Below are 13,822 nucleotides of genomic sequence, written 5' to 3' on the forward strand. Positions count from 1 at the left end.
CCCGTATGCGAAAGTGATGTCGAAGGATTTGAGTAGGGCGGGGCACGTGAAACCCTGTCTGAACGTAGGGGGACCACCCTCTAAGCCTAAGTACTCCTGCATGACCGATAGTGAACTAGTACCGTGAGGGAAAGGTGAAAAGCACCCCGATGAGGGGAGTGAAACAGTACCTGAAACCGAACGCCTACAAGCAGTAGGAGGGCCCTTGAGGCCTGACTGCGTACCTCTTGCATAATGGGTCAGTGACTTAGTGTAACAAGCAAGCTTAAGCCGTTAGGTGTAGGCGCAGCGAAAGCGAGTCTGAATAGGGCGACTGAGTTTGTTGCATTAGACCCGAAACCCGGTGATCTAGGCATGACCAGGCTGAAGGTGCGGTAACACGCACTGGAGGGCCGAACCGTTCAATGTTGAAAAATTGTCGGATGAGTTGTGTTTAGGGGTGAAAGGCCAATCAAACCGGGAAATAGCTGGTTCTCCGCGAAATCTATTGAGGTAGAGCGTCGGATGAATACCATGGGGGGTAGAGCACTGGATGGATGCGGGGGTCGCGAGATCTACCAATTCTAACCAAACTCCGAATACCCATGAGTAATATCCGGCAGACAGACGGCGGGTGCTAAGGTCCGTCGTCAAAAGGGAAACAGCCCTGACCTACAGCTAAGGTCCCCAAGTCATCACTAAGTGGTAAAGCATGTGGGAATCCCAAAACAACCAGGAGGTTGGCTTAGAAGCAGCCATCCTTTAAAGAAAGCGTAACAGCTCACTGGTCTAAATAAGGGTTCCTGCGGCGAAAATGTAACGGGGCTAAAGTGATGCACCGAAGCTTAGGGTGTGTAGTTTACTACACGCGGTAGCGGAGCGTTCCGTAGGCTGATGAAGCGATCTGGTAATGGGTCGTGGAGGTATCGGAAGTGCGAATGCTGACATGAGTAGCGATAAAGAGGGTGAGATGCCCTCTCGCCGAAATCCCAAGGGTTCCTGCTTAAAGCTAATCTGAGCAGGGTAAGCCGGCCCCTAAGACGAGCCCGAAGGGGGTAGTCGATGGGAACCACGTTAATATTCGTGGGCCTGGAGGTGTGTGACGGATCTCGTAAATTGTCTGCTCTTATTGGATTGAGCAGGCTTTGAAGAGGTTCCAGGAAATAGCCCCTCCATTATAGACCGTACCCTAAACCGACACAGGTGGGATGGTAGAGTATACCAAGGCGCTTGAGAGAAGTCTCCTGAAGGAACTCGGCAAATTGCCTCCGTACCTTCGGAAGAAGGAGGCCCTCATTCCGGGCAACCGGTTTGAGGGGGCACAGGCCAGGGGGTAGCGACTGTTTAGCAAAAACACAGGGCTCTGCTAAGTCGGCTTCAAGACGACGTATAGGGCCTGACGCCTGCCCGGTGCCTGAAGGTTAAGTGGAGGGGTGCAAGCTCCGAAATGAAGCCCAGGTAAACGGCGGCCGTAACTATAACGGTCCTAAGGTAGCGAAATTCCTTGTCGGGTAAGTTCCGACCTGCACGAATGGCGTAACGACTTCCCCACTGTCTCCAGGAGATGCTCAGCGAAATTGAATTCTCCGTGAAGATGCGGAGTACCCGCGGTTAGACGGAAAGACCCCGTGCACCTTTACTGCAGCTTCAGAGTGGCATTAGGAAAGAACTGTGTAGCATAGGTGGGAGGCTTTGAAGCGACGGCGCCAGCTGTCGTGGAGCCATAGGTGAAATACCACCCTGTTGTTTTCTGATGTCTAACCTCGATCCATGAAACTGGATCAGGGACCCTCTGTGGCGGGTAGTTTGACTGGGGCGGTCGCCTCCTAAAGAGTAACGGAGGCGCGCGATGGTAGGCTCAGGACGGTTGGAAACCGTCTGTTAGAGTGCAATGGCATAAGCCTGCCTGACTGCGAGACTGACGAGTCGAGCAGAGACGAAAGTCGGTCATAGTGATCCGGTGGTCCCGAGTGGAAGGGCCATCGCTCAACGGATAAAAGGTACGCCGGGGATAACAGGCTGATGATTCCCAAGAGCTCATATCGACGGAATCGTTTGGCACCTCGATGTCGGCTCATCACATCCTGGGGCTGGAGCAGGTCCCAAGGGTTTGGCTGTTCGCCAATTAAAGTGGTACGTGAGCTGGGTTCAGAACGTCGTGAGACAGTTTGGTCCCTATCTGCCGTGGGCGTCGAAATTTGAGAGGAGTTGACCCTAGTACGAGAGGACCGGGTTGAACATACCTCTGGTGTACCTGTCGTGGCGCCAGCCGCGCAGCAGGGTAGCTATGTATGGACGGGATAACCGCTGAAAGCATCTAAGCGGGAAGCCTCCCTCAAGATAAGATTTCACAGAGCCGTGGAAGACCACCACGTTGATAGATCGGATGTAGAAGCGCGGTAACGTGTGGAGCTAACCGATACTAATTGCTCTATTCGCACTTAAGAGTCCCGCCATCAACGACAGTCCTGAGAGATTGTCCGCGAGGTGGATGATTGAAGATCAGTCCATATTGCACGGGCATCGATTGAAACCCTTTTTGACCCTACGCCGGCTTCATTGCTTGGTGACCATGGCGTCAGTGACCCACCCGATCCCATCTCGAACTCGGCCGTGAAACCTGACAGCGCCGATGGTACTACCGCTTAAGCGTTGGAAGAGTAGGACGTCGCCAGGCATTGCAGCCGGCGTAAGGTCGAAAAAGCGAAAAACCCATTCACAAAGTTAGAGGCCGGCAGAAATGCCGGCCTTTTGCTGTTTAACGGCCTACGGCCGTACATTGGTGGCGCGGGATGGAGCAGCCCGGTAGCTCGTCAGGCTCATAACCTGAAGGTCGTAGGTTCAAATCCTACTCCCGCAACCAACAAAAAGCCCGCCTTTCGGCGGGCTTTTTTGTGCCCGAAAACCGGACGCTGCGGCCTTCGCCGCTGGATAAGCGGCCGCAAAGGACCTATCTTTCACCCATGAACCTCTATGTCGACCTCACCCCCGCCACGCCGCGCACGCGCACCGGCGCGATCAAGCTGCACGGGCCAGAGGCCTTCGCCGGCATGCGCCGCGCGGGGCGGGTCGCGGCCGAGGCGCTCGACGCGCTCGTGCCGCTGGTCAAGGCCGGGGTCAGCACCGGCGAGCTTGACGATTTTGCCCGCGACGCGATCGTCGCCGCGGGCGCGGTGCCGATCAACATCGGCTACAACGGCTATCGCCACGCGAGCTGCATCTCGGTCAACCATGTCGTGTGCCACGGCATCCCCGGCACCAAGCTCTTGAGCGAAGGCGATATTCTCAACATCGACCTGACCGCGGTGGTCGACGGCTGGCACGGCGACACCAGCCGGATGTTCCTCGTCGGCGACGTACCGATCAAGGCGAAAAGGCTGGTCGACGTCACCTATGAGTGCCTGATGCTCGGCATCGAGGCCGCAGTGCCGGGCAATCGTCTGGGCGACATCGGCCATGCGATCCAGCGCCATGCCGAGAAGCATCGCTATTCGGTCGTCCGCGATTTCGTCGGCCACGGCGTCGGCCTCGTCTATCACGACGAGCCCGATGTGCATCATTATGGCCGCCCGGGAACGGGCCCCGAGCTGCGTCCGGGGATGATTTTCACGGTCGAGCCGATGATCAACATCGGCAAGCCGGGGGTGAAGATTCTCGACGACGACTGGACCGCGGTGACGCGCGACCGGTCGCTGTCGGCGCAGTTCGAACATTCGATCGGCATCACCGAAAGCGGCGCCGAGATCTTCACGCAAAGTCCCAAGGGGCTGCACCGCCCGCCCTATCGCTGATCCGCCCTATTTGGCGAACAGTTGGCCGAGATCGGCAAAAGCCTTGAATTCCAGCGCATTGCCCGACGGGTCGTGGAAGAACATCGTCGACTGTTCGCCGGGCTGGCCGGGAAAGCGCGTGTGCGGCTCGATCACGAACTCGACGCCATGGCCCTGCAACCGCTCGGCGAGCGCTTGCCATTCGGCGGGGGGCAGCACGACGCCGAAATGCGGCACCGGCACCGCATGGCCGTCGACCGGATTATGCCCCGCGACCGCGCCGCGCTTGTCGCCGACGCAGTGCGCGACGATCTGGTGGCCGTAGAGGTTGAAGTCGATCCAGTCGGTGTCGCTACGCCCCTCGGGACAGCCGAGCACCGTGCCATAGAAATGGCGCGCCGCGGCGAGATCGTCGACGGGAAAGGCGAAATGGAAGGGGGCAAGGTCGGACATGTCAGCGCTCCTGCAGGATATCGGCGCGAAGGGCGAGAGGGCGCATGATCGCCCCGGCGCGGAAGCACCACCTCATGGCTCGACCGCCAGCGCGCCGGGGCGGCGCGGGTCGGCGGCGCCGAGGAAGAGGCCGTTCTCGATCATGATCGACTGCGCGCTGCCCATCGTCTCGTCGCTGGTCACCGGATGGCCCATCGCCTCCAGCGCCGCAACGGTGTCGGGGCTGAAATTGGGCTCGACGCGCAGCGTGTCGACACTGCCCTGGTAGATGCGCGGCTGGTGGGTGGCTTCGGCGACGTTCAGGCCGTGGTCGATCGTGTTGACGATCACCTGCACGACCGAGGTGATGATCGTGCTGCCGCCCGGCGTGCCGGTGACCAGCCAGGGCTTGCCGTCCTTCATCACGATCGTCGGCATCATCGTGGAAAGCATACGTTTTCCGGGCGCAAGGGCGTTCGAGGGCGGCGGCGTGCCGTCGCGCTGCGCCTCCCACGCCTGTTCGTGGCTGTAATTGTTCATCTGGTTGTTGAGCAACACGCCGGTCCCCGCGGCCATCACCCCCGAGCCGAAATCGGATCCGAGCGTGTAGGTGGTCGAGACGACATTGCCGTCCTTGTCGGCAACCGAGAAATGCGTCGTCGAGGGACTTTCATAGGCGAGCGGGTCGCCGACGGGCATCTCGCGCATCGGCTTGGCCTTCTTCGGGTCGATCAATTTCACGCGCTCGGCGGCATAGGGTTTCGAGGTGAAGCCCTTCACCGGCGCGGTGACGAAGCCGGGGTCGCCGAGCGCGCGGTAGCGGTCGGCGTAACCGAGCTTCATCGCCTCGGCCATGATGTGCAGCGACGCGGCGCTGTTCGGCCCCATCGCCTTGAGGTCGAAATGCTCGAGCTGGTTCAGGATGTTGAGCAGGGTCGCGCCGCCTGCGCTCGCAGGGGGCATGGTGTAGATCGTGTGGCCGCGATAGCTGCCGACGAGCGGTGCGCGCTCGATCGCCTTGTACGCCGCGAGGTCGGCCTCGGTGATCAGCCCGCCATGCGCCCTCATGTCGGCGGCGATGCGCTTCGCGACCGCGCCCTTATAGAAGCCGTCGGCGCGGTGCTTCGCAATCTCGCCGAGCGTCCAGGCGAGGTCGGGCTGCTTCAACAGTTCGTCCTTGGCGTAGAGCGTGCCGCCAGGCTTGTAGAAGACCGCCTGTCCGCTCTTGCTCTTCGACAGCCGTTCCTTGCCCCAGCTGAACACGAAGGCTTCGTCGGCGGTCAATTTGACGCCCTCGCCCGCGAGCTTGATCGCCGGCGCGACGAGCCGTTCCCACGGCAGCTTGCCCCATTTCCGGTGCGCCATGTCGAGCCCCGCGACGGTGCCAGGGACCGAGGGCGCGAGATAGCCATAGCTCGCCTCGGCGCGTTCCTTGCCCTTGTTATCGACGAACATCGCGGGGGTCGCCGCGGCGGGCGCTACGCCGCGGAAATCGAGCGTGTGGACCTGCCCCGATTTCGCGTCATAGACTGTCATGAAGCCGTCGCCGCCGAGATTGCCCGCGCGGGGCAGCGTCACCGCGAGCGCGAAGCCCATCGCGATCGCCGCATCGACCGCATTCCCGCCGTCGCGCAAGACCTGCGCCCCGACCTCGCTGGCGATCGCATTCTGGCTGACCACCATGCCGCGCGTGCCGACGGTCGGCGAATGGATCGACGGATATTCGAGCAGGTGGCGGCTCTGCGCCGCCAGCGGCGCGGGCAGCAGCAGCGCGAGCGACAGCGTCGCGGCGACGAAACGGCGGAAGATCATAGGCGAGAGATCATATTGGGAGGCCTCATATATCCTTGACGGACTTATAAACATCGACGTTCATCTCGCCCTCCCAGCGCGCGACCGCGGTCGCGATGGCGAGGTCGCAGGTGACGTTGGGGACGGTGCGGATCATGTCGAGGATGCGGTCGAAAGGCAGGATGAAGCCGACGATGATCGCCGTCTGCGCGGGCGTGATGCCGATCGCATTCAGCACCGCGGCGAGCACGAAGAGCGAGCCCGACGGCACCGGTGCGACCCCCATGGCGACGGTCGTCGTCGTCCCCGCGATCACCAGATAGTCGGCGAAGCTGAGCTCGACGCCGAAGGCCTGCGCCGCGAACAAGGTGAGCATCGCGACATACATCGCCGCGCCGTCCATGCCGATCGTCGCGCCCAGCGGCAGCACGGTCGAGGCAACGGGCGAGGAAACGCCGAGGTTGCGCTCGGCGACGCGGATCGCGACGGGCAAGGTCGCGCTCGACGAGGAGGTCGAGAAACCGACCATGATCGCATCGGCGATACCGCGGAAGAAGGGCAAGGGCGGCAGCCAAGCGAGCAGCCGCACGACGATCAGCCCGTGGATCACCAGCGTGACGAAGGTCGCCCCCGCGAGCACGCAGATCGCGAGCTTGAGCACCGCGAGGAAGCTTGCCGGACCGCTGGTACCCATCACCACCGCGATCAGCGCAAAGACGCCGAAGGGAGCGGTTTCCATCACGAAGCCGACGATGCGCAGCATGATCTCGGAGCCGCTGGCGAGCAGGCGGCGCACCGGCTCGCCCTCCTTGCCCGCTGCGATCACCCCGGCGCCGACCAATATGGCGAAGAAGATCACCGACAGGGTCGCGCCGCTCGCCATCGCGCCGATCGGATTGTCGGGGATGATCTCGATGAACATCCGCGCCGGATCCTTGGGTTCGGCGACCGCGCGCGGCACGGCGTCGGCGAAACTCGCGCCCTCGCCGGGGCCGATCAGCGTCGCGGCGATCAACCCCGTCGTCACCGCGAGCGCGGTGGTGAAGACATACATGGCGAGCGTCTTCACCCCGATGCTGCCGAGCCGTTTCGGATCGGCGAGCGCCGCGACCCCCGATGCGATGGTCAGGAAGACCAAAGGCACGACGAGCATGCGGATGAGCCGCACGAAGATTTCGCCGATCCAGCCGATCGCCGTCGCGCCCTCGCCCCAGAGCAGCCCGACGACCGCGCCGACGACGAGCGCCGCGAGGATGCGTTTCCACAGCGCGATCCCGAACCAGACGCCGAAGGCGCGGCCCACAGGGCCGGGCGCCGAGGTGGCGGGTTCGGGGGCGGCGGGTTTCGGCGCGGCGTCGGTCATAATGTCCTCTCGTGCCGTCGGACGTCAGAAACGCTTGCTGATCGAGGCGTAGAACTGACGGCCGCGGTTGCTGTACAGATCCCCGATATACCCATAGGTCTGATCGGCGAGCGGCGCCAGTTCGTTGAAAAGATTGCGAACCCCGACACGGAAGCGCGTGTCCTCGAGCAGGCCTTCCTCGGCCTCATATTGTACATAGACGCTGTGCGACAGGAAGTCGTCGACGCGGAAGCGCGTGCCGTCGGCGAGCGAGGCCGAGGTGTCGCTGACCGGGCCCACGTAAGAAGCGAACCAGCCCGCGCCCCAGCCCTTGTAGCGCCAGCTGAGGCTCGCCGAACCGCGCCATTTCGGGCGGCCATTCTCCTCGATCAGGTCGGCGGCGCCGGTGACGTTGATCGTCGGATCGATCTCGCCCGAGGCCTGCGCGTCGAGCAGGCTCTGCTGCAATGCGCCCGGCACCTGGAAGAATTCGAGCAGCCGCGCGGCGTTGAGGCGCAGGCTGAAATCGCCGAACCCGGTGTCGCGGACATTGTAATAGAGGCCGAAATCGATCCCGCGGACGTTGCGCGGGCTAAGGTTGGTGTAGTTGTCGATCACCTGGATCACGTCGCCGACCGGGTCGAGCCCGGTGCCGTCGAAGAGCAGGATCTGCTCGGGGGTCGGGTCGGCGCGCTCGACGAACGGGTTCGACGAGCCTTGGAGGCGGAGCAGATAGTCGAGGATCAGCGCGTTCGAATCGCCGAACAGGCCGATAACGTTCTTCTGGCGGATTTCCCAATAGTCGGTGGTGAAGGTCAGCCGCCCCGCCGCGCCCAGGTCGAGCTGGAAGGTCGCGCCGAGCGAGAGATTCTCGGCGGTCTCGGGCTCGAGGTCGCGGCTGCCCGAGCGGTTGCTGACGATGCCCTGGCTGCGCGTGCAGGCGTCGAAATTGGCTATGCGCCCGGCGCGCGCGTCGGCCTCGCAGCGGATCCAGTCGGTGCGCGTGTTCGACCGCTGGATGCCGTTCTCGAACAGCTGCGGCAGGTTCGGGGCGCGGAAGCTCTGCGACCATGAGCCGCGCAGCTGCAGGTTGGGCACCGGATACCAGCTGAGCGCGACCTTGGGCTTCGCAACCGAGCCGAAGCCCTGATAGGATTCGGCGCGCCCCGCGAGCTGCAGGTCGAGCGAGTGGATCAGCGGCACATCCATCTCGGGCGACACCAGCGGTACCGCGAATTCGAGATAGCCCGAAAAGACGTCGCGCGATCCTTGGCTGTCGGGGGTCGGGCTGGCGCCGAGCGTGTCGCTGCCGTTCGACGAGCCGTCGAGCGCGGTGAAGAAGAGCGTGCCGTCGAGCCGGTCGTCGCGATCGTCCCTGAAGGTCTCATGGCGGAACTCGACCCCCGCAGCGAGTCCGACGCGGCCGCCGGGCAGGGTGAAGAGGTCGTTCTTGCTGATCTTGAAATCGGCGAGATAGAGTTCGGTCGAACTGGTGCGGCCGATATCGACCATGAAGCCGTCGATCACGCTCTGCGGATTGGGGGTCGAATCCAGCGTCCCCGGATTGGCCGGATCGCCGCCGTTGAAGGGGTTGTACGCGCTCGAGTCGGTGCGCGACAGCGCCTCCTGGAACAGGGTCAGCGACACGGTGCGCATGCTGTCGGTCGTCTTCGCCTTCGAATAGAGCGCCGCGGTGTCGAAATCGAAGCCGAGCAATTCGCCGCGGAAGCCCGCAAGGAAGCGCGTCGTGTCGTTCTTGACGTCGACGACCAGCGGCCCCGCATCGACCGGGCGATAGTCGATTAGCTCGATCGGCACGCCGCTGGTCGCCACGCCGGTCAGGCCGGGGATGCGGTTGGGGCTGCCGACGGGGCCGAAGGGGTTCCAATAGCCGTTGGCGGGGACGATCAGCCGCTGGCTGGCGAGGTTGGTTTCCTGCTCGCGCACCGAGCGAAACTTGGCGTGGTACCAGCCCGCCTCGGCATAGAATTCGAGCCCCGAGTCGAACTCGTGGTTGAGGAAACCGAACAGGTTGAAGCGGTTGTTGCGCCCGAGCACGGTGCGCGGGTCGTTGATGTCGTATTTCAGATTATTGTCGGTCGACGCGGTCGACAGCGAGCTGTTGTCCCAGCAGGTGCCGGCATATTGGGTCGCCGCGATGCAGCCTTCGTTGGTGTCGGGCTGGATGTGGAAAATGCCGCTGGTGGTCAGCGTCACGCCGTTGATCTGCGCCGCGGTGGTCGAGCGCGCGAAGCTGTTCGTCAGCCGCTGGAACTCGCCCCAGATGCTGTCGACCGATGTGTTGTCGAAATCTGTATCGCCCTCGAACGGGGTGCCGACGACGAGCGGGCGGAGGTCGGCCGAGCGCGAATTGGGCCGCTCGCGCGCGTAGAGCGGGTCGCGGTGGTTGAACGATCCGAACAGCGAGATGTTGGTCTTGCCGTCGTTGAAGCTGTGTCCGGCCTCGAACGACAGCTCATATTCCTGCTGGTCGCTGTCGTCGGTCATGCTGTATTCGCCGCTGACGCGCAGGCCTTTGAAATTATCCTTGAGCACGGTGTTGATCACGCCCGCGACCGCATCCGAGCCATAGATGGCGGCGGCACCGTCGAGCAGCACCTCGACCCGGCGCACCCCGAGCACGGGGATGGCGTTGGTGTTGACGCTCTGCACCGGCACCAGATTCTCGGCCTGCGTGCCCGGATGGAGCACCATGCGGCGGCCGTTCAGCAGCACCAGCGTGTTGCCGGTGCCCAGCGCGCGCAGGTTGATCGACGCGACGTCGCCGCGCGCGTCGTTGATCCCGCCGGCGTCGCGGCTTTCGTTGAAGGCGACGTCGCCCGCCTGCGGGATCGCGCGGAACAATTCGTCGCCGCTGGTCGCGGCGATCGCGTCTATATCCTGCTCGCCGAGCACGGTGACGGGCAGCGAGCCCGCGACGTCGGCGCCCTTGATCTGCGAGCCGATGACGACGATGTCCTCGCCGCCCTGCGTCTCGACCTGCGGTGCTGTTTCCTGCGCCATCGCGGCGCCGGCGCTGGCGATGAGCGAAATGCCGCCCATCAGGCTGGTGAAACGAAAACCCCTTTTCATTACTGCGACCCCTTCCCTGGGTTGAATCGAAACGCGGCGGCGATCGAATCGCCGTTCATCGGCCGATGCCGCGCGCTGGCTGTCGATGTCGATTGCAGCCGCGCCCTCCGCACGGCGCCGCCGAGGCGTCCTGTTGCCCGCATATGTCGACCCGATCCCCTGAGGTCGGAGCCGGCCTTGCGCCGGTATCCGCCTCTTTGCAGGGGAGAATATCGCGCGGACCCCGGACGCGAAGCCCTCATTGCTTGGCCGGCCCATAGGCCATGGTTATGGGATCAGCGAAAATCCTTGGGGTTGATGGCGTGGCGCGCGAGCTTGTCGTAGAGCGTCTTGCGGGGGACGCCGAGCAGCGCCATCGCCGCGGGAATGTCGCCCTTCGCCGCGGCGAGCGTATCGCGCAGGATCGTCGCCTCGAAGCGCGCCATACGCTCGGCGAGGCTCATGTCGGGGGCGAGCGCGCTGCGGCCGGGGTCCGAGGGCAGGTCGAGCACGACGCTGTAGGCGAAATTCTTGAGCTCGCGGACATTGCCCGGCCAATCGTGTTCGACGAGATGGCGGCGCACCGCATCGTCGATGCGGAAACCCTGTGCCCCCATCTTCGCTGCCGCCTCGTCGAGGAAATAGGCGAAGGTCTGCGGAATGTCCGAGCGGCGTTCGCGCAGCGGGGGGATGCGCAGCTTCACGACGTGGAGGCGGTAATAGAGGTCTTCGCGGAAATCGCCCGCGCGCACCGCGTCCATCAGGTCGGTCTTGGTCGCCGCGACGACGCGGAGATCGACGGGCTCGGGCGCCGATGCGCCGACCGGCTGGACCTCGCGCTCCTCGATCACGCGCAGCAGCTTGGCCTGCACCGCGGGGTGCATCGTGTCGATCTCGTCGAGGAACAGCGTGCCGCGATGTGCGCTGCGGATGCGCCCCGCCTGGCCGAGCTTGCCGCTCGTGCGGTCGATCAGGTCGCTGCCGAACAGCTCGGCCTCGCCGAGCTCGTGCGGCAGCGCGGCGCAATTGACCGCGACGAGCGAGGCGGCGCTGCGCCGGCTCTGGCGGTGGAGCATATGCGCGACCAGCTCCTTGCCGGTCCCCGTCTCGCCCTCGACCAGCACGTCGATGTCGGCTTGGGCCAATTGGGCGATCGTCTCGCGCAGCCGCTCCATCGCCGGGCTTTCACCGATCAGCGGGCTGTCGATCGCGGCGGCGGCGGCGCTGAGGCGGCGGTTGTCGAGGATCAGCGCGCGGTGCGCGAGCGCGCGGCGGACGACGCCGACGAGATGGTCGGCGGCGAAGGGCTTGGCGAGGAAGTCGAATGCGCCGTCGTGGAGCGCGCGCACCGCCATCGTCACATCGGCGTGGCCGGTGATCAGCACCACCGGGATGTCGGGATCGATGGCGTGGATCGCGGCGCGCAGCTCGAGCCCGTCCATGCCCGGCATGCGGATGTCGGTGACGACGATGCCGGGGAAGTCGGGCGCGATGCGCGGCAGCACGCTCGCGGCGTCGGCGAAGGCCTCGACCGCCAGCCCCGCGAGGTCGAGCGTCTGGACGTTCGCCGCGCGCAGGCTGGCATCGTCGTCGACGAAGAGGATCGTCTGGCTGTCGGTGAAGAAGCTCATGCCGCGCGCAACGTCAGGCGGAAACCGGCGCCGCCGAGCGGCGACGGGATGAGGGTCAGCGACCCGCCGAATTCGGCCATGATGTCGCTTGCGATCGCGAGGCCGAGCCCGAGCCCGTCGGGTCGGCCGGTGACGAAGGGGGTGAAGAGCTGGGGCACCAGTTCGGCGGCGACGCCGGGGCCGTTGTCGATGACGTCGATGAGGATCGGGCCCTCGCCATGCGCGTGGAGCACGACGCGGGGTTCGGCGGCGCCCTGCACCGCGTCGGCGGCATTTTGCAACAGGTTGACGAGCACCTGTTCGAGCCGGACGCGGTCGGCGTGGACGCTGGCAGCCGGGTTCTCGGCGGTGACGTCGAGCGCGATCCCCGCGGCGCGAAGGCGGTCGCCGATAAGCAGCAGGGTGCCGTCGATCGCCGACTGCAGCGGCACCGGGCCAAGCGGCGCGGGCGCGCGGCGCGCGAAATTGCGGAGCTCGCCGGTGATCGCGCCGACGCGCGCGGTGAGCTCGACGATATGGCCGAGGTTGCCACGCGCCGCGTCGCCCTGTTCGCGGTCGAGATAGGCGAGGGCGTTTTCGGCGAAGCTGCGGATCGCGGCGACCGGCTGGTTGATCTCGTGCGCGACCCCCGCGGTGATCTGGCCGATCGAACCGAGCCGGCTCGCCTGCGCCAGCTCCTCGCGCGCGGCGCGGTAGCGGCGGTCGGCCTCGGCCTGGCGTTCGGACGCCTGCTGGAGCCCGGCATTGGCCTCGCGCAATTCCTGCGTGCGCGCGGCAACCTCATGCTCGAGCGCCTCATGCGCGGCCTGGCGCAGCGCCTGCCGCTCGACGATGCGCAGCAGCATGACGATCGCCGCGCCGACGAGGATCAGCAGGATCAGGAAGATCACGCGCGCGGTCGCATTGGCGCTGCTGCGCGCGGGCGCGGTCGGCTGGAGGATGCGCAGCCGGCTGCCGGGCAGCGACACCGCTTCGCTCGCGCGCGCATAATCGCCGCCGATCGCGAGCGGCGCCAGCGCCGCGTCTCCATAGCTGCGCGTCGCCTGCAGCTCCTTCTGCGTCGCCGGCGAAATCGGGCCGAAGGAACGGAAGCGCAAGCCGGGGCGGCTGGTCATGACGACGATCCCCGCCGGGTCGGTGACGAGCGTGGTCGCGGGCGAGTCGGCCCATTTGGCCTCGAGCTTGTCGAACTCGACCTTGACTACGATCACCCCGAGCGCGCGCCCGCCGGCGTCGACGCGCCGTGCGAGGAAGAGGCCCGGGCGCCCGCTGACGGTGCCGAGCGCGAACAGCTCGGCCTCGCCCTTCGCCATCGCGCCGCGGAAATAGGGCCGGAAGCGATAGTCCTGCCCGACGAAGCTGGTCGCCGCGCGCCAGTTACTCGCGGCGATCGTCCGGCCGCCGGCGTCGATGACATAGATCACCGCGGCGTCGGTGCGCGCCGCAAGCTGTTCGAGTTCGCGGTCGAGCCGCCGCGACGCGGCGTCGCTCTTGTCGGCGAGCCCCGCGCGTACGTCGGGAAATTCGCTGAGCACGCGTGGCAGCAGGCGGAATTTCTGCAGCTCGCTTTCGAGCAGGCTGGCGTGCGCGCGGGCGTTCTGCCGTGCCTCGCCCTCGGCTGCGGTGCCTGCGCTCTGTGCTGCCCAGCCCGACAGGCCGAGCGCCGCGGCGAGCAGGATCAGCGCGCCGACGACACACGCGAGGATCAGCCGCCGCCGGTCCAGCCGGTGCCCTACGGGGCGCGAATCACCATCGTCGGTCATGTGCGGATTATCGCACAAGTTCTTAAGAATGCATGCGGAAAA

Annotated in this window: 7 protein-coding genes, 1 tRNA gene and 2 rRNA genes (1 of these 10 cut by a window edge); 4 read left to right on the forward strand and 6 right to left on the reverse strand. The window is 64.9% G+C overall.

The features are described from left to right. The 4 genes from BWQ93_RS18135 to map all read left to right on the forward strand — a co-directional run. Nucleotides 1-2,424 (forward strand): 23S ribosomal RNA (locus BWQ93_RS18135) (it extends 369 nt beyond the left edge of the window). Between the two features lie 117 nt (nt 2,425-2,541). Further along, nucleotides 2,542-2,656 (forward strand): 5S ribosomal RNA (rrf, locus tag BWQ93_RS18140). A gap of 109 nt (nt 2,657-2,765) precedes the next feature. After that, nucleotides 2,766-2,842 (forward strand) — tRNA-Met (locus BWQ93_RS18145). 100 nt (nt 2,843-2,942) lie between these two features. After that, complete coding sequence (map, locus tag BWQ93_RS18150; RefSeq protein ID WP_077031713.1) at nt 2,943-3,770, forward strand: type I methionyl aminopeptidase; 828 nt, start codon at nt 2,943-2,945, stop codon at nt 3,768-3,770. A gap of 6 nt (nt 3,771-3,776) precedes the next feature. On the opposite strand, the gene BWQ93_RS18155 is transcribed toward map, so the two are convergent. From BWQ93_RS18155 to BWQ93_RS18180, 6 genes are all read right to left on the reverse strand, one after another. After that, nucleotides 3,777-4,202, reverse strand: coding sequence for a VOC family protein (locus BWQ93_RS18155; RefSeq protein WP_077031714.1), 426 nt, complete (start codon nt 4,200-4,202; stop codon nt 3,777-3,779). Nucleotides 4,203-4,274: 72 nt separating this feature from the next. Continuing rightward, the gene (gene ggt, locus BWQ93_RS18160; RefSeq protein ID WP_077031715.1) at nt 4,275-5,993 is read right to left on the reverse strand and encodes a gamma-glutamyltransferase; all 1,719 of its coding nucleotides are present in this window, start codon (nt 5,991-5,993) and stop codon (nt 4,275-4,277) included. A 25-nt stretch (nt 5,994-6,018) separates the two neighbouring features. Further along, a complete protein-coding gene (locus BWQ93_RS18165) occupies nt 6,019-7,335 on the reverse strand; it encodes a dicarboxylate/amino acid:cation symporter (protein ID WP_083721028.1) in 1,317 nt (438 codons plus the stop codon). Nucleotides 7,336-7,359: 24 nt separating this feature from the next. Then, nucleotides 7,360-10,407 (reverse strand): TonB-dependent receptor domain-containing protein, encoded by a 3,048-nt coding sequence (locus BWQ93_RS18170; RefSeq protein ID WP_077031716.1) that lies wholly within the window; start codon nt 10,405-10,407, stop codon nt 7,360-7,362. Between the two features lie 275 nt (nt 10,408-10,682). Beyond that, nucleotides 10,683-12,017 carry a sigma-54-dependent transcriptional regulator gene (locus BWQ93_RS18175; protein ID WP_077031717.1) on the reverse strand — a complete coding sequence of 445 codons (1,335 nt, stop codon included), beginning with the start codon at nt 12,015-12,017 and terminating at the stop codon, nt 10,683-10,685. Beyond that, a complete protein-coding gene (locus BWQ93_RS18180) occupies nt 12,014-13,780 on the reverse strand; it encodes a sensor histidine kinase (protein ID WP_077031718.1) in 1,767 nt (588 codons plus the stop codon). The genes BWQ93_RS18175 and BWQ93_RS18180 overlap by 4 nt, the downstream gene beginning before the upstream one ends. Nucleotides 13,781-13,822: the final 42 nt, after the last annotated feature.

Origin of the sequence: Sphingopyxis sp. QXT-31, from assembly GCF_001984035.1 — a bacterium.
Lineage (GTDB): Bacteria > Pseudomonadota > Alphaproteobacteria > Sphingomonadales > Sphingomonadaceae > Sphingopyxis.

Excerpts from the sequence above, each read along its gene's own strand:
- ggt (WP_077031715.1), bottom strand. The coding sequence starts at position 5,993 with ATGATCTTCCGCCGTTTCGTCGCCGCGACGCTGTCGCTCGCGCTGCTG.
- BWQ93_RS18170 (WP_077031716.1), bottom strand. The coding sequence starts at position 10,407 with ATGAAAAGGGGTTTTCGTTTCACCAGCCTGATGGGCGGCATTTCGCTC.
- BWQ93_RS18175 (WP_077031717.1), bottom strand. The coding sequence starts at position 12,017 with ATGAGCTTCTTCACCGACAGCCAGACGATCCTCTTCGTCGACGACGAT.
- BWQ93_RS18155 (WP_077031714.1), bottom strand. The coding sequence starts at position 4,202 with ATGTCCGACCTTGCCCCCTTCCATTTCGCCTTTCCCGTCGACGATCTC.
- map (WP_077031713.1), top strand. The coding sequence starts at position 2,943 with ATGAACCTCTATGTCGACCTCACCCCCGCCACGCCGCGCACGCGCACC.
- BWQ93_RS18165 (WP_083721028.1), bottom strand. The coding sequence starts at position 7,335 with ATGACCGACGCCGCGCCGAAACCCGCCGCCCCCGAACCCGCCACCTCG.
- BWQ93_RS18180 (WP_077031718.1), bottom strand. The coding sequence starts at position 13,780 with ATGACCGACGATGGTGATTCGCGCCCCGTAGGGCACCGGCTGGACCGG.